At 62.8% G+C, this 20,208-nt stretch carries 19 protein-coding genes; 7 read left to right on the top strand and 12 right to left on the bottom strand.

Annotation, left to right across the window (positions count from 1 at the left end; translation table 11 throughout):
- Positions 1–117 precede the first annotated feature (117 nt).
- Both OIS53_RS12185 and OIS53_RS12180 read right to left on the bottom strand, forming a co-directional pair.
- On the bottom strand, positions 118–819 hold the full coding sequence (locus tag OIS53_RS12185; protein WP_264678845.1) for a porin family protein: 702 nt from the start codon (positions 817–819) through the stop codon (positions 118–120).
- 174 nt (positions 820–993) lie between these two features.
- Complete coding sequence (locus OIS53_RS12180; protein WP_264678844.1) at positions 994–1,740, bottom strand: porin family protein; 747 nt, start codon at positions 1,738–1,740, stop codon at positions 994–996.
- A 279-nt stretch (positions 1,741–2,019) separates the two neighbouring features.
- Here OIS53_RS12180 and OIS53_RS12175 point away from each other — a divergent pair, with 279 nt between their 5' ends.
- Positions 2,020–3,099 carry an acyloxyacyl hydrolase gene (locus OIS53_RS12175; RefSeq protein ID WP_264678843.1) on the top strand — a complete coding sequence of 360 codons (1,080 nt, stop codon included), beginning with the start codon at positions 2,020–2,022 and terminating at the stop codon, positions 3,097–3,099.
- Positions 3,100–3,268: 169 nt separating this feature from the next.
- On the opposite strand, the gene OIS53_RS12170 is transcribed toward OIS53_RS12175, so the two are convergent.
- Complete coding sequence (locus tag OIS53_RS12170; protein ID WP_264678842.1) at positions 3,269–3,391, bottom strand: 30S ribosomal protein THX; 123 nt, start codon at positions 3,389–3,391, stop codon at positions 3,269–3,271.
- A gap of 63 nt (positions 3,392–3,454) precedes the next feature.
- The gene (locus OIS53_RS12165; protein WP_264678841.1) at positions 3,455–4,498 is read right to left on the bottom strand and encodes a quinone-dependent dihydroorotate dehydrogenase; all 1,044 of its coding nucleotides are present in this window, start codon (positions 4,496–4,498) and stop codon (positions 3,455–3,457) included.
- 281 nt (positions 4,499–4,779) lie between these two features.
- Between OIS53_RS12165 and OIS53_RS12160 the strand changes: the two genes are divergently transcribed.
- From OIS53_RS12160 to OIS53_RS12150, 3 genes are all read left to right on the top strand, one after another.
- Complete coding sequence (locus OIS53_RS12160; protein ID WP_264678840.1) at positions 4,780–5,724, top strand: helix-turn-helix transcriptional regulator; 945 nt, start codon at positions 4,780–4,782, stop codon at positions 5,722–5,724.
- Positions 5,725–5,820: 96 nt separating this feature from the next.
- Complete coding sequence (locus tag OIS53_RS12155) at positions 5,821–6,360, top strand: DinB family protein (protein ID WP_264678839.1); 540 nt, start codon at positions 5,821–5,823, stop codon at positions 6,358–6,360.
- Positions 6,361–6,395: 35 nt separating this feature from the next.
- The gene (locus OIS53_RS12150) at positions 6,396–6,623 is read left to right on the top strand and encodes a hypothetical protein (protein WP_264678838.1); all 228 of its coding nucleotides are present in this window, start codon (positions 6,396–6,398) and stop codon (positions 6,621–6,623) included.
- A 212-nt stretch (positions 6,624–6,835) separates the two neighbouring features.
- On the opposite strand, the gene OIS53_RS12145 is transcribed toward OIS53_RS12150, so the two are convergent.
- The 8 genes from OIS53_RS12145 to OIS53_RS12110 all read right to left on the bottom strand — a co-directional run bounded on the left by OIS53_RS12145 (position 6,836) and on the right by OIS53_RS12110 (position 17,540).
- Entirely contained in the window at positions 6,836–8,374 is a 1,539-nt protein-coding gene (locus tag OIS53_RS12145) for a YifB family Mg chelatase-like AAA ATPase (protein ID WP_264678837.1), read from the bottom strand.
- A 142-nt stretch (positions 8,375–8,516) separates the two neighbouring features.
- On the bottom strand, positions 8,517–9,101 hold the full coding sequence (gene lpcA, locus OIS53_RS12140) for a D-sedoheptulose 7-phosphate isomerase (protein ID WP_264678836.1): 585 nt from the start codon (positions 9,099–9,101) through the stop codon (positions 8,517–8,519).
- 9 nt (positions 9,102–9,110) lie between these two features.
- Complete coding sequence (locus OIS53_RS12135) at positions 9,111–9,560, bottom strand: hypothetical protein (RefSeq protein WP_264678835.1); 450 nt, start codon at positions 9,558–9,560, stop codon at positions 9,111–9,113.
- A gap of 174 nt (positions 9,561–9,734) precedes the next feature.
- The gene (locus tag OIS53_RS12130; RefSeq protein ID WP_264678834.1) at positions 9,735–10,094 is read right to left on the bottom strand and encodes a hypothetical protein; all 360 of its coding nucleotides are present in this window, start codon (positions 10,092–10,094) and stop codon (positions 9,735–9,737) included.
- Between the two features lie 149 nt (positions 10,095–10,243).
- A complete protein-coding gene (locus OIS53_RS12125; RefSeq protein WP_264678833.1) occupies positions 10,244–12,076 on the bottom strand; it encodes an ABC transporter ATP-binding protein in 1,833 nt (610 codons plus the stop codon).
- A 200-nt stretch (positions 12,077–12,276) separates the two neighbouring features.
- Positions 12,277–12,636, bottom strand: coding sequence for a hypothetical protein (locus OIS53_RS12120; protein WP_264678832.1), 360 nt, complete (start codon positions 12,634–12,636; stop codon positions 12,277–12,279).
- A gap of 361 nt (positions 12,637–12,997) precedes the next feature.
- Complete coding sequence (locus OIS53_RS12115) at positions 12,998–14,938, bottom strand: hypothetical protein (RefSeq protein ID WP_264678831.1); 1,941 nt, start codon at positions 14,936–14,938, stop codon at positions 12,998–13,000.
- Between the two features lie 172 nt (positions 14,939–15,110).
- Positions 15,111–17,540: a VPS10 domain-containing protein gene (locus OIS53_RS12110; protein WP_264678830.1), complete on the bottom strand. Its 2,430-nt coding sequence runs from the start codon at positions 17,538–17,540 to the stop codon at positions 15,111–15,113.
- Positions 17,541–17,749: 209 nt separating this feature from the next.
- On the opposite strand from OIS53_RS12110, the gene OIS53_RS12105 reads away from it, so the two are divergent.
- The 3 genes from OIS53_RS12105 to OIS53_RS12095 all read left to right on the top strand — a co-directional run bounded on the left by OIS53_RS12105 (position 17,750) and on the right by OIS53_RS12095 (position 20,074).
- On the top strand, positions 17,750–18,700 hold the full coding sequence (locus tag OIS53_RS12105) for a GNAT family N-acetyltransferase (RefSeq protein WP_264678829.1): 951 nt from the start codon (positions 17,750–17,752) through the stop codon (positions 18,698–18,700).
- A complete protein-coding gene (gene upp, locus OIS53_RS12100; RefSeq protein ID WP_264678828.1) occupies positions 18,688–19,386 on the top strand; it encodes a uracil phosphoribosyltransferase in 699 nt (232 codons plus the stop codon). Before OIS53_RS12105 ends, upp begins: the two co-directional genes overlap by 13 nt.
- A gap of 274 nt (positions 19,387–19,660) precedes the next feature.
- Positions 19,661–20,074 carry a hypothetical protein gene (locus OIS53_RS12095; protein WP_264678827.1) on the top strand — a complete coding sequence of 138 codons (414 nt, stop codon included), beginning with the start codon at positions 19,661–19,663 and terminating at the stop codon, positions 20,072–20,074.
- The last annotated feature ends 134 nt before the right edge of the window (positions 20,075–20,208 follow it).

The following is a 20,208-nucleotide window of genomic DNA, read 5'->3' as shown; positions in this document are numbered from 1 at the left end:
TATCGTTATCAGGGCATTGTCCTGCTACAGCACGAAGTGAAATTTTGTAGCACCTGCTCAAAAGAAAAGGCTGCTTTTCACACGAAAGCAGCCTTTTTTGCCCAGGAGAGCAGCACCTTACTTGCTCGGAATCAGGTAGCCCAACGAGAGCTGGACAGCCGAGTGACGGGCGTTTTTCAGGTCGCCGTTGAAGTAGGTGCCGTTGTCGCTCTTCACGAAGTCGCTGAAGGCACCGGTGTAGCGCAGGTTCAGGCTCAGGCCATTATCGGTCTGGTAGCCGATGCCGGCCACGTAGCCCAACTCGCTGCGGTTTAGCCCGCTGACGTCCTTCTGGTTTTCGGCTTCCGCTACTGTGGGCGTGCCGTTGGGTTGGCGGGTGCGCGTTACCTTGGTTTCGTTGTTGGCGCTCAGCAGGTAGGAGTACTGGGGGCCGGCTTCCAGCACCAGGCCGCCGGCGTTGATTTTGGCCAGCACTGGTACGTCGAGGTAGTTGAAGGTGACGCTGCCCTCGCGCTTCTCGGTGTAGCCAATGCCCAGTACTGTGTTGGTGTACTCGGTGGGCTTGTTCTCGAAGCCTTTCTGCGAAAACAGAATTTCGGGTTGCAGCGAGAAGAATCCGTCGCCGGTGAGGTCGGCGTTTAGCATCACGCCGCCCAGGAAGCCAAACTTGTTGTTGTACGTGTCCTCATTCTGCACATTGCCCGCAAGGTTGGCGTAGTTGGCGCCGGCCCGCAGGCCCAGCCGCACACCCTGAGCCTTCGCCGATGAGGCAGCTCCTAAGGCCAACAGTATTCCCAAAGCAAACGAAGTCTTTTTCATAAGGAAAAAAGGAAAAAGTAGAACGTAATGCGTGTCGGGAGGCTAAAAGTGTGCCAGTACTGCCGGGCTAAGCGCGGGCAGCACCCAATGCCCTCGTCCATAAGCCCAAAAAAACGGCTGCCTCCTCTTTCGGAAGCAGCCGTTTTCAGCAGAGTCGGAAGGTTGTCCAGCCGACTACTTGGTCGGAATCAGGTAACCAACCTGAAATGTAAAGGCGTTGTTGAAGGCCTTGGGCTCGTTGTCTTGGTCTTTGGTATCAATCAGCGAGTTGAAGCCACGAGCATAGCGCAGGTTCACGCTGAAGCCACCATCGGTCATATAGCCAATGCCTGCCACCCCACTAATGTCGAACTGGGACAGGTCAGATTTGTCGGCTTCGTCGCGGGCACCTACACCGGTGTAATCCTGAAACTTGCCGTTATCCTCTACCTTGTCCTTTTCGCCATTGGTGAACTTAGTTGTGGTCTGCTGCTTGTTGCGTGAGCCAAACAGGAAGCTAGCCTGCGGGCCTAGCTCGAAAAACAAGCCACCAGCGTTAATTTTCGCCAGGATTGGCAAGTCAAGATAGTGTAGCACACGCTGCTGCTCGATTTCAATCTGGGATACTCCAGCTGGCAGGTTGGTTCTTTGCTCCGACTGAATTTCATAGCCTTTGCGGTTGTACAGCAACTCAGGCGCCAAAGAGAAGAACCCATCACTGCTCAACGGAATGGTCACACCCACGCCGACATTGTAGCCTAGCTTGTAGGAGCCTAGTTCTGCTTCGTAGTTGGGGCCGGTAATCCGCTCAACATCGTCACCGGAAATGTTGGAGTACGTGGCACCAGCTTTCAAGCCAATACGAAACCCACCGCTGTCTTGAGCGTGGGCCAGGGAAGCGGCCGAAACTAGGCCGAGCGTGAGAGCAAAAATCTTTTTCATGGGTAGTAAGTAGTTAGGCAGGTGGAAGGATAAGCACTCTAGTTGGGTGGGAGGGCTGCCATCATAGCGTATAGAATTTTGAAATGTTACGTTGAGCGAATAATTTAACTTTGCTGTGAAGTTGAGCTACTAGGCTAAAAAAACGCCTTGTTGCGGAGCTACAATCCCTTCTATCTACTTGGTTTCAAGGTTTAGCGCCGTGGTAAGCTGAGCGGTGCCAGTCCCGATATGCGCGTGGGTAAAATCTTTAAAAAAATACCTTGCTGGCTAGGGGTTGGAGTGACTGCTGCCCTTGGCTGGATGCCGAAAGCCCAGGCCCAGCAAGCCCCTCCACGTGCCCCTGTACTAGTGGGGGCGCAGGTACACGGCAGCTTTATCATTGCCCACACGCCCGCTATCAAGCACCTGGCCGTGTCGCACCCCACGGGCTTTGAGGTGAACGTGCAGCGCCAGACCAACGGCTCCCAGCCCTGGCACGCCTGGTACCGCTACCCGCGCGTAGGCGTGGCCTTCACATACTACGACTATCACAACCCCACCCTGGGCCGCTCCTACGCCGCCGGCATCTACCTGAGCAAGGCCGTGTGGCGCCGGGCCCGGCAGGAGGTGCACGCCCGCCTGGGCTCGGGGCTGGCGTATTTTCCCCAGGGCTTCGACGCGGCTACCAACCACCGCAACACCATTATCAGCTCCCGCTTCAACGCCATCATCCAGCTTCGGGCCGAGTATGATGTGGCCCTGACTTCGCACTGGGGGGCGCTGCTGGCTCTCGGCCTAAACCACTACTCCAACGGCGCCACCACCAAGCCCAACTTCGGCATCAACCTGCCCACCGTATCCGTGGGCCTAAACTACCACGGGCAGCGGCCGTGGCGGCCGTTGTCGCCGCCGGCGCCGGGGCCCGACCCCGCCGACCTGGGCCGCACCAGGGTGAGCCTAAGCGCCACGGCCGGCCTGAAGCAGCACGGCGAGTCGGACCCCCGCCGGTACCTTGTCAACTCCATTACGGTGTCCGCCAGCCGGCGGGTGGGCCGCAAAAGCACGCTCACGGCTGGTGTAGAAGGCTTTCTGGACCGCAGCCTCACGGCTCAGCTCCGCGACACGGCCCGCACCACCGACCGTTTGCCCGATGTGCGCAAAGCCGGCCTCTACCTGGGCCACGAGCTGCTGTTTGGCCGCTTCGCCTTCGTTTCGCACCTGGGTGTCTACCTCTACAATCCTTACAAGTCCAACAACTTCTACTACGAGCGGCTGGGGCTGAAATACCAGATTACTGAGCACTTGTTCAGCAGCCTCGACCTGAAAGTGCACCGCGGCTCCGCCGACGTAATTGAGTGCCGCTTAGGTGTGCGGCTCTAAAACAAATACCCCGAAGCTGGGCCCCGGCCCGTCAGCACTGTCATTCCGACCGTAGGGAGGAATCTGAGTAGCTCACTTAAGGCTAACTCAGATTCCTCGCGCTGCTCGGAACGACGGTGCTGACGGGCCGGGGCCCAGCTTCGGGGTATTCGTCCTGCTTAGGTGAAGATTATTTCTTTGGAGTAGCAGCCTTGGGAGCCGCCGCTTTGCCGGCTTTTTTGCGCTTGCGGTGCACACCGAAGCTGCCGTTGGTGCGCTTGCCGCGCTTGGTTTTGATGTCTCCTTTGCCCATGGTCGTACGGTGGTGTTAGGTGAGAACTGACTCCAACGAATCTACGACGCCCCGAAGGCTTTGTCAAGCGCCACCACGGCGGGCCAGCTCCCGGTTGATGCGCCGCACCAGGCCAGGGCCCTCATAAATGAAGCCCGTGTAGAGCTGCACCAGGGAAGCGCCGGCCGCCAGCTTTTCCAGGGCCTCCTGCGCCGAATGGATGCCGCCCGCCCCGATGATGGGCAGTCCGCCGTGGGTGCGGCGGTGCAGGTAGCGGATAACCTCGGTGGCCCGCTGGCGCAGGGGCCGGCCGCTCAGCCCGCCCGCTCCCAATGCGGCTACGGCCGGGGCCGGCGTGCGCAGCGGCTCCCGGCTGATGGTGGTGTTGGTGGCTACGAGGCCGCTCAGGTGGGTTTCGCGGGCAATGAGCAGGATGTCGTCGAGTTGGGCATCGGTGAGGTCGGGCGCAATTTTCAGCAGCAGCGGCCGGGGACGCGGCAGGGCTTGGTTGCGCTCCTGCACCTCCTGGAGCAGCCGTATCAGCGGCTCCCGCTCCTGGAGCTGGCGCAGGCCCGGCGTATTCGGCGACGATACATTGACCACGAAGTAATCCACCACCTCGTGCAGGGCTTCCACGCAGGCCACGTAGTCGTGGGCGGCCAGCTCATTGGGCGTGTCCTTGTTCTTGCCAATGTTGCCGCCGATAATCAGGTCCGGGTGCTGGCGCCGCCGCAGCCGTTGGGCCGCTGCCGCCGCGCCGTCGTTGTTGAAGCCCATGCGGTTGATGAGGGCCTCGTCCTGGGGCAGCCGGAACAGCCGCGGCGTGGGGTTGCCGGGCTGGGGCCGCGGCGTTACCGTCCCAATCTCCACGAAGCCAAAGCCCAAAGAGGCCAGCTCGTTGGTCAGCTCGGCGTTTTTGTCGAAGCCAGCCGCCAGCCCTACTGGGTTGCGAAACCGCAGCCCCAGCACGTCGCGCTCCAGGCTGGGGTGCTGGTAGTCGTAGAGCCCGCGCAGGGCCGTGCGCACGCCCGGCAACTGGTGGGCCCGCCGCAGGTTGTCGAACACCAGATGGTGAGCCTTTTCCGCGTCGAGCTGAAAGAAAAGTGGTTTTAGCAAAGCTTTGTACATGAGTGGCCGCGTAAAGAAGCTGTTCAGAAAGTTGATAAAACCGTCCTGCTCCATCTGACGTCCGCGCAGGCGCAGCATCTATACCGCAGTACCAATCAAACAGTATTGCAACGAATCGGTAGAGATGCATCGGCTGCGCGGACGTCAGATGGAGCAGGACGGTCTAATGTGGCTTGGACGACTTCCTGACAGCTTCAGATTCTGGCGACAAAGCTCCGGTTTATTTTCAAGAAGCAACGTCACTAGCCGGGAAGCCGGCAGCCTGCCGTAACTTGGCGTTTATGAACCGCTTCGACCGGATTGTGGCGTTGCTCATCCAGCTCCAGGCCAAGCGCGTGGTGCGCGGCCCGGACTTGGCGGCCCGCTACGGCGTGAGCCTGCGCACCATCTACCGCGACCTGCGCACCTTGGAAGAGGCCGGGGTGCCGGTATGCGGGGAGGCCGGCGTGGGATACTCCCTGGCCGATGGTTACCGCCTGCCCCCGGTCATGTTCACGCGCGAGGAAGCCACCGCCCTGCTTACGGCCGACAAGCTGGTGGCCCAGCTCGCCGACGCGCCCACCGCCGCGCGCAGCCGCGCGGCCATGGACAAGCTGCGCGCCGTGCTGCGCCGCACCGACCGGGACTACCTGGAAGCCCTGAGCCCGCACATTTCGGTGTACCGGCCCTGGGGCGGCGGTCCGGCCGCCGTGCCCGATGCCCAGCACCAGCTGCTGGCCAGCCTGGCCGCCAAGCGCGTGGTGCGCTTGGAGTACCAGGCGGGGTACAGCGGTGAGCAAACCGTGCGCGAAGCTGAGCCCATTGGGCTCTACTACGCTCAGCACTGGCACCTGGTGGCCTTCTGCCGCCTGCGCCAGGACTTCCGCGACTTCCGCCTCGACCGGATTACGCGCCTGGAGCTGCGCCCCGAGCAGTTCCGGCCCCGCCCCGATACGCTGGAGTCGTACTGGAAGCAGAAAGCCGCCGACCGGCAGCTGACCAAGGCCGTGGTGCGGTTTGGGCCTCAAGCCTGCCGGCCGCATCTGGAGCAGAAATATTACTTCGGCTGGGCCCACGAGCAGCCCGGCCCCAATGGCAGCATGGATATGACGTTCTGGGTACGGCACCCGCAGGAGCTGGCGCACTGGGTATTGCTTTTTGCTGACCAAGCCACCGTGCTGGAGCCTTTGGCGCTGCACGAGGAGCTACGGGAGCTGGCCCGGCGCCTGCATCAGCACTACCGCTGAGGCGCACTTTTTTTGCTAAGATTTTTATAGCTGCTGACACACAGCTGTCAGGCCGTGGGGCGAGGTTTGGGCATAATTCACCTAAACCTGTTAGCCATGCAAACCACTGCCGCCCCACCCTCAGTACCCGCCCTGCTCTCGGAGCTGGACCGCGAGATGCAGCTCACCCGCCGCGTACTGGAGCGCCTGCCCGCCGATGCTTTCGACTGGCAGCCGCACTCTAAGTCCTACTCCCTGGGCCAGCTGGCCTCCCACTTGGTCGACATTCTGGCCTGGGTGCAGCCCACGTTCGAGTACCCCGAGTACAACGCCGCCACCGACGGCCCCGAAAGCGAGGAGCCGGCCACCACGCCGGCCGAGCTGCTGACGCGCCTGGAACGCAACTACGCCACCGCCCGCGCCGCCCTGGCAGGAGCTACGCCCGCCGATTTTGCGCAGGTCTGGACTTTCCGGCACGGGGAACAAGTGCTGCTGCAACAGCCACGAGCCGAGGTGGTGCGCGAGTCATTCCTCAACCACTTTATTCATCACCGCGCCCAGCTCACGGTGTACCTGCGCCTGCTCGACGTGCCCGTACCTAACGTGTACGGCCCCACTGCCGACGAGCCGCAGTGGCTCGAAGACGCCGCGGCCTGACCCTGACTTTGCTTAGCCACTTATGCCACCCTGCTATGCAAGAGCCCGCCGTAGAAGTATTCCGTACCACCGTAGCGCGCCGCGCAGCTGCCGTGTTGCTGCAGCAGCTCCGGGCTCATTTTCCCGCCTGGCGCATCACCTTCGACTTGCAAGACCCTGACCGTATCCTGCGCGTCCAGGCGGCCGGCGGTGCCATTGATGCCGCCCAGGTTGCGCAGCTGCTGCACGCCCGCGGCTTTTGCTGCGAGCCGCTGCCGGATTGAAATGAGTAAATGAGTAAATGGGCCTTGTCAGCCTGAGCTAACTAAGAACCTTTTCACGCTGGAACGACTAACGCCAGAACAGCCTCTGCTTGCCTCAGCGCATTCCTCAGCGAACCTCTGCGAAAAACTCATTGCAACGACTCGTGCTGCCGTAAAAAGGTTCTTCGGCTACCACCTCAGCATGACAAGACCTGTTTACTCATCCACTCATTTCATCCGGCCCAGCCTTCCCGGTCAAGGCTACGGTACTGGATGGCTTCGGCCAGGTGCTCGATGCGGATGTCGTCGGCGGCGGCCAGGTCGGCAATGGTGCGCGACACTTTCAGGATCCGGTCATAGGCGCGGGCCGAGAGGCCGAGGCGCTCCATGGCGGTTTTCAGCAGGGTAAGGCCGGCCTGGTTGATGCGGCAGATGTCCTTGACCATCTGCGAGGGCATCATGGCGTTGGAGTGGATGTCGGGAAACTCCCGGAACCGCTCGGCCTGGCGCTGCCGGGCCTGGCTCACCCGCTCCTGAATGGTGCGGCTGTCTTCGGCCCGGCGCGTTTCGGTCATCTGGTCGAAGGTTACGGGCGTCACCTCCACGTGCAGGTCGATGCGGTCCAGCAGCGGGCCACTCACTTTATTGAGGTAGCGCTGCACCACGCCGGGGCCGCACACGCACTCTTTTTCGGGGTGGTTGTAGTAGCCGCAGGGGCAGGGGTTCATGGAGGCAATGAGCATGAAATTAGCCGGAAACTCGATGCTAACCTTGGCCCGCGAAATCGTGACGCGGCGCTCCTCCAGGGGTTGGCGCATCACCTCCAGCACCGTGCGCTTAAACTCCGGCAGCTCGTCCAGAAACAGCACGCCGTTGTGCGCCAGCGAGATTTCGCCCGGCTGCGGGTTGCCGCCCCCACCCACCAGGGCCACGTCGGAAATCGTGTGGTGCGGGGCCCGAAAGGGGCGGGTGTTCAGCAACGAGGCATTGGAGCCCAGCTTGCCCGCCACCGAGTGAATCTTGGTGGTTTCCAGAGCTTCCTGCATCCCCAAGGGAGGCAAGATGCTGGGCAGGCGCTTGGCCAGCATGGTTTTGCCGGCGCCGGGCGGGCCAATCATAATAACGTTGTGGCCGCCGGCCGCCGCAATTTCCAAGGCCCGCTTGATGTTCTCCTGGCCCTGCACGTCGGCAAAATCGGCGGCGTACTGGTTGGCCGTGTGCTGAAACACGTCCCGCGTATCTATTACCAGGGGCTGAATGTCGAGGCGGCCTTCCAGAAAGTCCACGGCTTCCTGCATGGTGTCCACCGGGATGATGTCGAGGTTGTTGACAATGGCCGCTTCCTCGGCATTCTCACGGGGCAGAATGAAGCCCTTAAATCCTTCCTTGCGGGCCTGAATGGCAATGGGCAGCACCCCCCGAATCGGCCGCAACACACCGTCCAGGGCCAGCTCACCCATGAGCACGTACTCGCCCAGGCGCTCGGTGCTGAGCTGCTGCGAGGCGTGCAGGATGCCCACGGCAATGGGCAGGTCGTAGGCCGAGCCTTCCTTGCGAATATCGGCCGGGGCCATGTTCACTACCACCTTGGTGCGCGGCATCCGGTACCCCCGAAACTTCAGGGCCGCCTCCACCCGCTGCTGGCTTTCTTTAATGGCATTATCGGGCAGGCCCACCACAAAAAAGCCCGTTCCTTGTGATACAACTACTTCAATCGTAATAGTATAGGCATTGACTCCCTGCACGGCCGAGCCGTAAGTTTTCGTCAGCATAGGTGGGGCGCGTCGCACGCACCCGATGGTTTAGGTGGAAGTAAGTAAAACGGCTGAGAAAAACGCCGGCAAAAAGATACGAGGATAACTCATCGGAACATGCCTGGGCTGCTCACGTCGGGCGGGCGCGTGCAACGCGTCCCTACTTCACGAGCTGCTCAATCAGCAGAATCATGATGTGAATGGCCTTGATGTGGATTTCCTGAATCCGGTCGGCGTAGCCGCTGTGCGGGGCCCTGATTTCCACGTCGCACAGCGCGGCAAGCTGGCCTCCATCTTTGCCCGTAAGGCCCACAACGCGCATACCGGCAGCTTTGGCAGCTTCCGCAGCCAATAACACGTTAGGCGAGTTGCCGCTGGTGCTGATGGCTAGCAGCACGTCAGCGGGGCGGCCCAGGGCCTCCACGTAGCGGCTGAACACGTGGTCGTAGCCGAAGTCATTGGCCACGCAGCTCATGTGCGAGGCCTCGGTGAGGGCAATTGCCGCGAGGGCGCGGCGGTTCTGGCGGTAGCGGCCAGTCAGCTCCTCGGCAAAGTGCTGGGCGTCGCAGAGGGAGCCGCCGTTGCCGCAGGTCAGGATTTTGCCACCCTGGCTGAGGGAATCGGCCATGAGGCGGGCAGCTTGCTCCAGGGCCGCCAGGCTGGCTGGGTTTTGCACAAACCGGTCGAGCACGGCCTGGGCCTCCGCCAGCTCGGCGTGGATAAGGTCGGGAAGTGAAGAAGTCACTAGCAGAAGCTATTGGCCCGGCCGGGTGGTGGCATCGGGCGGAATGATGGGGTTGGGTTTGGAAACCGACGCATTGCTCAGGCCAGGGTCGGGCTGTGGAAACACGGGGCGGGACTCCTCGGTGGGGTAGGTGGTAGTGCCGGTGCGCACGGCCGATGGGGTGCGGTCGGCGGCCAGGCGCTGCTCCATTTGGTGGTCGTAGAGCCGGGCCTTCAGCTCGTTGATTTTGCCGTCGCGGGCCGCTACGTCGCGGCGCAGCAGCACGCTGTCCACGTTTTCGGTGATGAGCTGCAAGCCCAGCAGCACCACGGCCGCCACCAGCAGCCCAAAGTACAACGCCTGGGCCGAGCCCGCCATGCTCTCAAAGCCGCTACGCACCGAGGGCACCGTCAGCACCAGCAAGGCCAGCAGCAAAAACACCATCACCAAAATCGTAACCAGACGTTTGAGAGCAAGCATAGGAGTAGTGAGTTTGGTGTGAAATCAAAAAGAAATTCATCCAACAGAAAAAAAGAGCCAACCGCAACTGTCTGCCGTTGACTCTTCTTTCCTGATTCTGGGCAAAGCACTCCGGCCGGGAAGGCGCAATATACTCAGTACTTACGCTTGCTAGGGCAAGTCAGGCGCCCAGCACTAGTTAGGACGCGGATAAGGCGGGAATGGGTCGTTGGGGTCGGGCAGGGGCGCGTTGCCGCCCGGCGATTCTTCTGGAATAAGGATCCAGCCGTCGCCGGGAGGGCTGGGCGGCAGCTCCGGCGAGTCCAGGCAAACCACCTGTATATCGCCCGTAATGAAGTTGATCCACGTGTAGCACCGCTCTTTTACGGCGCCGGATGTGGCTGCTTGGTTGATGAGGCCGGCATCAGAGCCGTGTGTGCGGGCCAGCGGCAGCGCTAGTAAGGCGAGCAGTACCCCGCCGCTAATGACGCGGCGCTTGGCGGCGGCAACTAGGGAAGGAAATGGCGACAAGGGAAATAGAAGCTTGTTTTTCATGTAGATAGACTTGACTGTGATGAAAAAAACTAGGTGCCGCGCCTTCCCGATAGCTGAGCGGCAAGCCAAAATATAAAGTATAGCAACTAATCACAACAGTACCTTCTCGTTCTGCGGCTACTTGCACCAGTTTTGGCGCGGGCAAGGCCCTAGACGGCCGCATTCTGCAGCAAGCTCAAACGCTGGTAGAGTCCATTCGGGCGCCGGAGCAGCTGCTCATGCGTGCCGCGCTCCACGATGCGCCCCTGCTGCAGCACGATGATTTCATCGGCATGCTGCACGGTGCTGAGGCGGTGGGCAATAACCAGGCTGGTGCGATTCTGCATGAGGCGGGTCAGGGCTTCCTGCACCAGCTTTTCGCTTTCGGTGTCGAGGGCGGAGGTAGCTTCGTCGAGAATGAGAATGGGCGGGTTACGCAGGATGGCCCGCGCAATGCTCAGGCGCTGGCGCTGACCCCCGCTGAGCCGGGAGCCCCGGTCGCCGATGACGGTCTGGTAGCCCTCGGGCGCAGCCACGATGAAGTCGTGGGCGTTAGCAATGCGGGCCGCTTCGATGACCTCCTGCTCGGTAGCCTGGGTGTTGAAGCGGATATTGTTGAAAATGGTGTCGTTGAACAGAATGCTTTCCTGGGTGACGATGCCCATCTGGTCGCGGACGGAGTGGATGGTGCAGTCGCGCACGTCGTGGCCGTCGATGAGGAGTTGGCCGTCGGTGGGGTCGTAGAAGCGCGGCAGCAGGTCGGCCAAGGTGCTTTTGCCGCCCCCGCTGGGGCCCACCAGGGCTATGGTTTTGCCTTTTTTGATGGTGAGGTTGATATCCTGGAGCACGGGTGTGTCGCCGTAGCTGAACTGGAGGTTGCGCAGCTCAATCTGGTGCTCAAAGGGCGGCAGCACCTGGGCGTCGGGCTTGTCGCGGATGACGGGCTCCAGGTCGATGACGCGCAGCACCCGTTCCCCGGCCACCAAGCCGCGCTGGATGTTGCCAAACGAGGATGACAGGGCCTTGGCCGGCGTCAGGACCTGCGAAAACAGGATGACGTAGCCGATAAACGTTTCGCCGGTGAGCGTGGACTGCCCGCCCAGGATGAGCGTGCCGCCGAAGTAGAGCAGGCCAGCCACCACCGTTACGCCCGCAAACTCCGAGAAGGGCGAGGCCAGGTCGCGGGTGTTGTCGATGGCGCGGGAAGTGCGGGCGTACTGGTCGTTCTGCTCCTCAAACTTCTCCTTGATGTAGTCCTGGGCGTTGAAAGCCTTTATAACCCGGATGCCGCCCAGCGTTTCATCAATCACCGACAGCATGGTGCCCAGGGTGCTTTGGCTTTGCTGGGCCTGGCGGCGCAGGCGCTTGGCCACCGTGGCAATGATGGCGCCCGAAATCGGCAGCAGAATCAGGGTAAACAGCGTGAGTGGCACCGAAATGTAGAACAGCAGGGCGAAGTAGGCCACAATGGTCAGCGGCTCCCGAATTACGGCCGTGAGCGTGTTCACCACCGACGTTTCCACCTCCTGCACGTCGGAGGTGAAGCGCGACATCAAATCCCCCTTTCGCTCACCTCCAAAGAAACCCAGGGGCAGCTGAATGATGCGGTGGTAGAGGTGGCGGCGCAGGTTTTGAATGACGCGGGCCCGCACCCGCGCCAGCAGGCGCAGGCTAAGGTAGCGGAACACGTTGCTGAGCAGCACCGAGCACACCACCACCCCGCACACGAAGCCCAGCGCCCCCATTTCGCCGTGCGTAGCCAGTACGTCGGCAAAGTAGTAGTAGAACGTGTCGCGCACCCAGTCGAAGCTGGGGCGAAAGGCGGGCAGGTGGTCGGGCAGCGGCACTTGGTCGGTCTTGTCGAACAGCACGCTCAGCAGCGGAATGATGAGCGTGAAGTTGGCCAGGCCAAACAGAATAGCCAGTACGGTGGTGAGCAGGTATTGCGGCAGAAAAGCGGCCCAGGGCCGGGCGTACTGCAAAATGCGGAGGTAGGTCTTCATCGGAAGCCGCAAAGGTACAGGCTGCCGGCAGGATGCGGGGCGGCTTGGTTGGGCAGCTTATTGCGCAGGCGGCGCAGTACCGGCTGGCCGCTGGCGCGGCCGCAAGTCCGGAGACTTGCCTCATTGGTCGGCGGGCAGACGCGCCGCTGCGCGGCAAGTCTGCCGCCAGGGCACGTAAGTCGGCCGCCGGAACGCCTGGGCTATTCGGTGCGGAAGACGCTGACTACCTCAATCTGGCCGACGATGTGGCGGTTGAACTCGGCCAGCTCCTCAGCCGGTACCCAGAGCTCGTCGTGCTCCCGGCCACCCACATTCTGCACCGGGAACTGGTCGGCGTAGTCGGCTTCCACGGCAAAGCGCAGCACATAGCCCACACCATAGTAGGGTACGTTCCAGTCGCGGGCAATCTGGGCGGCGTACTGCTCATTCAACACCGGGTAGAAGATGGGCTGCTCCGGCAGCCGCGGCGGAAACGCCGTCCAGCCAGAAGCCGCAATCAAGTCCAACTCTGCTTGGTTGACGGGGCGATATAGTAGCAGGGTAGCCGGTTCGTGGCGCATGTGGTGAGATAGTGAAATAGTGAGTAGTGAAGTGGTGAGTAGTGTCATTGCGAGGACGGAGGACGAAGGACGAAGCACCCGCAGGAAGGCGCAGCCAATCCGTCCTCCTCTGTGCTCTAAGCACCTAAATGCGCCAACTCCCTGGCACCTACAGGCAGTACCAAGTGCCTCCTTGTACGATGACATTCGGCTCCGCCTCTCCCCCGGAGAGGGGGCGGGGGTGAGGCGCAACGATAGGGCTTGGAATAACCCGAACTGTCTGCGCCCTGAGAAGGACAGATTGGCTGCGCCCTCCTGCGGGTGCTTCGTCCTTCGTCCTCGCAATGACAACTCACCATCTCACCACCTCACTATTTCACTACTAAAACTCATGCAGGCGTTGGGCGATGTTCCAGCGCAGGGCTACCGAGGCCAGGGCGCCACCGTCGGCGGTGAAGTAGGGAGCTGGGGTGCTGTTCTCGAAGGTGCGGCGGCGGTAGATGAGTTTGCCGTCGAGCCAGAGGTTGTGGGCGGCTTGCCAGGTGGCTGTCAGGTCACCGTGGAAGAGGGTGGAGGTGAGGCCGCTGCCCACCTGGTAGCCGTATTCCTGCGGGCGGGTGTTGTAGGAGCGGAGCACATTGGAACCGTAGTTGGTGCGGGCCGGGTCGAGGCCGGCGGGGTCCAGGCCCTGCTTCACCAGGAAGCCTTTGGCCACTACGTGCAGGCGGGGCAGAGGCTGGTAGCTGGCAATGCCCATCAGCTCCCACAGGTTGGCTCCCATAGGGTGGGCCAGGGGCTGGGCGGCGTGCTGGTAGCTGCGAAACCGGTCTTCGTGCTGATAAGTAAACGGCCGGATAAAGTTGAATTCACCCTGCACGTCGAAGTTGCGGATGCCAGCCACGTTGATGTAGCGCACCCCCAGCTGCACGGCCTGCTTGTTGGCCCACCAGCCGTTGCCGCTGCGGATTTCGCTCAGCACAAACTCATCCAGCACCAGCTGCCCGTAGAGCTGCACCCGCTTGAAGAGGTTCCACTTGAAGTCGGCCCCCAGCAGGGCGTTGTCCTCCGAGCCGGTGCTCTGCTCAATGGCGCGGTAGAAGATAATCGGGTTGAGGTACTGCAGCTCGAAGCCCCGGCGCCGCAGCCGCGGCACGCGAGTGGTGTTGGGCGGAGTGCCCACAATGTCTTCGGTTTGGGTGTAGCCGCTGTACAGCACACTTTCAAACAGGCCCACGTTCAGGTTGGGCAGCACATCCAGGCTCAGGTGGTGAAAGGCCAGGTATTTACGCTCGTAGTCATCGTCCAGGGCCGGGTTGTTGGCTATCAGCTGGGCAAACAGGTTCTGGTAGTGAAATTTCCAGATGCGCGTCTGCACCTTCAGAAATAGGTAGGGCGCGGCGTAGTCCGACAAAATCAGACTGCGGTAGCCGTTGCCGATGTGGTTTCGGTCGTGGCCCAGCTGTAGGCTCACGTGGCGGCCGGCGGCATAGGTGAGGTAGCCCCTGGCCGACAGGAAATCGTACTGGCCCGGCGTAGTTTTAAAAGGCTTCCAGAACCCCTCGTGGGCCACGGCGCTGTCGCGCTCCACGCGCTGCTGCACGTACAGGGGCACGGCCATCTGGTTGTCGGCCAGGAAGGTGTAGAAGCCCAGGCGCTCATCTATCGTGCCTTCCACCTGCACGCCGCGCGTGTTCAGGAAGGTGTAGCTTTTGGCCCCGTCGGAGTTGCCCAGACTCAGGCCCGCCACGGGGTTCACCCGCAACGAAAAATCAGGCTGCTCTACGCTGTACAAGTCGGAAGGGCGCTGGTAGAAGTAGCGCAGCAAGGGCCGCTCCCGCTGATTGATGGCCGAGTCCTGGCGGGTGTTGTGCCAGTTGTCGCGCAGCAGGTAGCGGATGTTGAACCGGTCCTGGCGCGAAAGGCCGGCCGCGGAGTCTTGCAGCATACGCTCGGCCAGGCGGGCCACGGCCGCGCGGGTGTAGGGCCGCACCGAGGTGTGCGGGTCGCCCAGGGAATCGGGGCCGTGCAGAATGGCGTACCGGTCGATGAGGCGGTACACGTCCACGTCGAGGGGCACGAAGGTGGTACCCATGGTGGTCTTGCGCGGCGGGGCCGGCTGGGGCAGCGGCTCAGCTGGGGTGGCGGCGGGGCGGCCTGGTTTTTCGGGCTTGTCCGGCTGGTCGGGTTTAGCGGGGGGCACGGGCTTGTCGAAGGTCAGCCAGTTGCCTTGCCCGTCGGTGGGGCGGGCGGGAGGAGTATCCTGGGCAGATGCTGAGCCAGCCAGCAGTCCGCAGGCACCGAGCAGCAGTAGCAACTTTGTCATACGCAACTAATAACGCCGCGCTTTTCCGGGTGGTACGCGGGACTACAAACCTACGCACTTGCCGGCAGGGCACCGCGGGAGCCAGCGCAAAAGAAAAGCGGCCCACCAAGCATGAGCAGCTTTTCCGTAGGTGGCGGCCAGTTCAAAGCAGCGCAGGCGCCCACCTCCTTTGCTACGGCACCAGCACCCGGCGCACCTGCTGCCGGCCCTCCTGCTCCAGACGCAGCAGATAGATGCCGGCCGGGAGCCGGCGCACGTTCAGAATGAGCGAGCCGGATGCCGTTTGGGCCGGGCGGCGACCCGTAAGCAGCGGCCGGCCCACCCGGTCGAGCAAGGTGTAGCGCACGGCGGCGGAAGTCAGGCCGGTTACCGTCAGCTCGCCCCGCGTAATCGGGTTAGGATATACCGCCCAGGCTGCGCTTTGTGCCGCTGGCCCGGCCGTGGCCGTGACGGTGGTGCTCAGCTGCCCCCGGAAAAAGCCGCGGCCGTAGGTGCCCAGCACCAGCTGCCCGGCCTGCCAGGGATTAAACCGTACGGTTTCGATGCGCAGCATAGCCAGGCCGTCGTTCTGCTGCGTCCAGGTAGCGCCCCCGTCTTCCGACAGCCACACCCCCGACACGTAGGCCGCGTCGTGGTAGGGGTGGTCGTTGGTGACGATGACCAGGCGCCGGGTATTGGTAGGGTCCACGTCCACGTCGCTGATGGAGGCGTCGGGGTTCAGGCGGGTCCAGGTGTTGTTTTCGCGCTTCCAGAGGCCGCCGGGGCTGGCCCGCCACGCCATTGCGTACAGCCGGGCGTCGGTGGTGGGGTCCACGCGCAGCTTGGTGGCATTGGCCGGGCTGCCGGGCAGCAGGCGGAAGTTGCGGCCGTCGGTGGTTTCGTACACGCCCTCGGTGCCGCTCACGTAGAACGTCAGCGGGCTGTTTTTCAGGGGTTCGATGTGGGTGAGGCCGGGCTTTATCAGCGCCGGCACCCAGGTGCTGCCGCCGTTTTCGGAGCGGTAGAGGGTGCCGCCCAGGCAGGCCCACACGTGGTCGGGGTTGGTGGGCAGGGCGTATACCCCGGCGCCTTCCTTGCTGCCGCCGAGGCCCGGAAAGGCGCTTTCCGGAACGATGGTCCAGCTTTGGCCGCCGTCGGTGGTTTTGCCGATGCCGCCGTAGTTGCCAAACTGCCCGAAGCTGGCGTACATCACCCGGCCCTGGGGCCCGGCAAAGCACACGTTGTTGCCGCCGTTCCAGTGGGGCATACCCTGGCCGCCCCAGGTCCAGGTTTGCAGCCCGTCGCGGCTCTGCCAAAACTTGCCGTCGTCGAGGCCCATCAGCACGGCGTGGTCTTTCTGATAGGGGTTGAAGCGCACCACCGTCGTTACCAGCCCCGAGTAGCCCCGGCCTTTGAAAGCTCCGCCGGCTACGGGCGTGCTGGTAATGTCTTCCCAGCTCTGGCCCGCGCTGGTTGTTTTAAGCACGTATTCCGTGTTGCCGGCCAGCAGCACCCGCGCGTCGCGCGGGTCCACGGCCAGCACGCTCATGCAGGGGGCAGGCACGTAGGCAGTCGGGGTGCGCTGCTTTTTGTCGTAGTCCAGCACCTGGGCCCAAGTGTCGCCGCCATCCTGGCTCCGGAAGATGCCGAAAGGCCAGTACGACATGTCAGAGGTGTAGAGCACGTTGGGGTCGGAGGGCGCCACTACCACCGTCTGGTACCGTGAGCAGAAGGCGTAGTCGTTGGTTTTGGTTTGATGCAGGCCCTGGGTAATAGCCTGCCAGCTCTGCCCGCCGTTGCGGGTGCGGTAAATTTTGCCGGGCTCCCGGGTGCCGTTCACCTCGTAGCTTTCGGTGCTCACGTAGAGTGTGTTAGCATCGGTGGGGTGGGCTTCCACCCACGATACATAGGTAGCGGGCAGGCCCGCGTTGGCCGGGTTCCATGTGCGGCCGCCGTCGGTGCTCTTGAATACGCGCTGGTTGCCCACGGCCGCCAGCAGCACCGTGGAGCTGCGGCCGGCAAAGGTGGCCTGCACGATGCCCGGCGCCGTGCCGTTGCCGATAGTGGCCAGGCGCGCCCAGGTAGTGCCGCCGTTGGTGCTTTCCCACACCGCGCCCCACTGGCTGGTGCCGGGCCCGCCGTCCCAGTTGCGGTGCGAGCCGCCAAAGGCCAGCAGGCGCGCCGCATTGCTGGGGTCGAACAAGATTTTCTGAATGGGACAGGTGTAGTGGTTGGCTAAAGGTGGCATTCCTCCACGGCGCTCCTCCCAGGTGTGGCCACCGTCGCGGCTCACGTAGGGGCCGCTCATGGTGCCGGCCCACACTTCCTGAGGGTTGGTAGGATGCCAGGTAAAATCGGCTATTTCCCAGCTTTTGAAGCCAAACGTGGGCCGCCAGCTGGCCCCGCCGTCCTCGCTCACGCCCACACCCAGCATGTCGCCGCCCACGAGCAGGCGCTGGTGATTGGTGGGGCTCACCGACAAACTCGTAATAGCGCCCCCGCTGCCCGGCTCGTTCAGCGGCTGCCACCTAATGGCCGGGCTGGGCTGGGCCAGCAGGCCCAGACAGGTCAAGCTGGCCAGGATAAATGCAAAAAGCCCGCGGGCAAACGGAAGGATGTTCATAGCTGGTGCGGTTGGTTGTAATTTGAGTAGGAGACAGGTAGGCAAACATAGTCTTTCCATATGAGCTGGTGATACAATGCCACAGTATTGTAAAAGTGAAAAGCTGACGGATAAGCCACCCGGTAAAGCAGCGCCCTGGCCTAGGTTCGCCTCACCAGCATTTCGGCGCGGTTGTGTGTACTTTGCCCGTCTCCTGTTGCCTTTGCCTCGTGCCGCTCCGCCTGCTTCGTCACTCCGCCCTCACCCGTGCTGCCTGGGATGCCTGCCTGGCGGCCGCCCGGCCGGCGGCCTTGCCCTATGCCGAGTGGTGGTGGCTACAAGCCACGGCTGGCCGCTGGGATGCCGTGGTAGAGCTGGACGAAGCCACGGGCGCCTACCGCTCGGTGCTGCCGCTGCCCGTGAAGTGGCGGCCCTGGGGCCGGGAGGTATATCAGCCACCCTTCACCCAGCAGCTGGGCCTGCTCACCACTGCTGCCAGCCAGCACCGCCACCTGCCCGACTATCTGGCCCTGCTACCTGGCCGCTACGCCCGCTTTTATCAGCAGCTGCACACCGCCCAGGAGCTAACCGCCGCGCCGCCCGGCTTCTCGCTCACCCACCGCCATACCTATCAGCTGAGCTTGGCCGCGCCCTACGCCGAGCTGCTGGCCGGCTACACCGCCGAGTTTCGGCGGCGCCTGCGCCACAACCAGAAGCAGCCTGAGCCACTGGTCGTCACGGAAGCCGCGGGCGTGAAGGAGCTGATTGCGTTGTTTCGGCGGGAAAAAGGCCGGGCCGCGGGCCTGCGGGAGCGGCACTATGGCCGCCTGCGCCACCTGGTGGCCGAGCTACAGGACCGGCAACTGGCGTGGGCGTTGCAGGTGCGTCACCCGGCCACGGGCCAGCTGTTGGCCGGAGCATTGTTTGTGCGCCACACGGGCGGGTTGATTTACCTGCTGGCTGCTGCTTCGGCCGAAGGAAAAAAGGCCCACGGCCCCCAGCTGCTGCTCGACCACGTTATCCGGCACGGCGCCGGCACGCCGGGCCTGGTCCTTGATTTTGAGGGCGGCATGATACCGTCTATTGCCCGTTTTTTCGCCAATTTCGGGGCCGCGCCCGTGCCGTATGCGGCGCTATCATTCACCTCCCAACGCCCCTGGTACCTGCAATGGATGCGCTGACGCCCCCTTCCGCCGAATCTTCGGCCGCTGCCGAGCCCAATCCCCGCGTGCACATTGTGTGCGCCGAGCCGTCAGTGGCCAATCACTTCCTGGCCGAGCTGCGCGACGTGGAAGTGCAGCGCGACTCCCTGCGCTTCCGCCGTAACCTCCAGCGCCTAGGCGAAATCATTGCCTACAAAATCAGCTCCCAGCTCAGCTACACCGACAAAACCGTGCGCACCCCGCTGGGCGAATCCAAGAGCAAGCACCTGCACGACTTTCCGGTGCTGGCTACGGTGTTGCGGGCTGGTCTGCCCTTCCACCAGGGCTTTCTGAACTACTTCGACCAGTCGCCCTCGGCGTTTGCGGCGGCCTACCGCATCGAGGGCACGGCTCAGGTGCAAGTGCAGGTTGATTACCTGTCGGCCCCGCGCCTCGACGAGCGGGTGCTTATCCTCGCCGACCCCATGCTGGCCTCGGGCAAGTCGTTGGTGCAGACCTACCGGGCCATGCTGCGCTTCGGCACGCCGCGGCAGGTGCATATTGCCGCCGTCATTGCCAGCCCCCAAGGCGTGGAGTACGTGACGCGCGAAGTGCCCGAAGCCAGCCTCTGGGTAGCCGCCATCGACGAGCGACTCAACAACCAGGCCTATATCGTCCCCGGCCTCGGCGACGCTGGTGACTTGGCGTACGGAAGCAAACTGTAGCACACGCTTTAGCTTGTGCAGGCTAGGTTTCTCTGCTGAGGTACGCTGAGCTGTTCTCATGCCCGTTGAACGACCTCAGCGTACCTCCGCGCCGTCCTCAGCGTACCTCCGCGAGAAACCTACGCCTGCACGGCCCAAGCTGAAGCTTGGGCCACATTCTCCCGACCTGTTATCTTCGACGTTGCGTTCAAAGACGACGCCCCCAGAACCCTCCGATTTAGCAGCTTCCGTGGTACCCAGCCTTCTGAAATACGCTTCTGTTTTTGCGCTGAGCATGTTCAAGTTTGTAGCCGGGCCAGTGGCGGGTGTGGCGGCGGGGCTGCCGGCCGGGCTGGTGTGGGGCCTCACAGTGGCGGGCATGATGACGACGGTGATTCTGATTTCCAGCGTAGGCAAGGCCTGGGCCCTGCATCAGCGGCGTAAGCGGGCAGAGAAAGGCAAGCCCCTGTTCAGCCGCCGCAGCCGCACCATCGTCAGCATCTACCGTCGCTTCGGCATGGTGGGCATTGCCTTCCTCACGCCAGTGCTGTTCAGCCCGATTGGCGGCACCGTCATTGCCACCCAGCTGCACGTGCCGCGCTGGCGCATCCTGCTGCACATGCTTTGGAGCGCCCTGCTCTGGGGCGGCGCCCTCACCCTGCTGGCCGTGCGCTTCAGCTACCTGCCCATCTTCGACCAGTATCGGTAGGTGGTGAGGTAACAGGTGACAAGTAGACCGTCATGCTGAGCGCAGCCGGAGGCGAAGTCGAAGCATCTCTCCCGAGGGCTAACTTCCTGATGCTTGTTCAACGAAGTGGGAGAGATGCTTCGACAGGCTCAGCA

Source organism: Hymenobacter sp. YIM 151500-1 (assembly GCF_025979885.1).
Taxonomy (GTDB): domain Bacteria; phylum Bacteroidota; class Bacteroidia; order Cytophagales; family Hymenobacteraceae; genus Hymenobacter.
The sequence above is the reverse complement of the archived record's forward strand: the minus strand, read 5'-3'. Positions and strand labels throughout refer to the sequence as shown.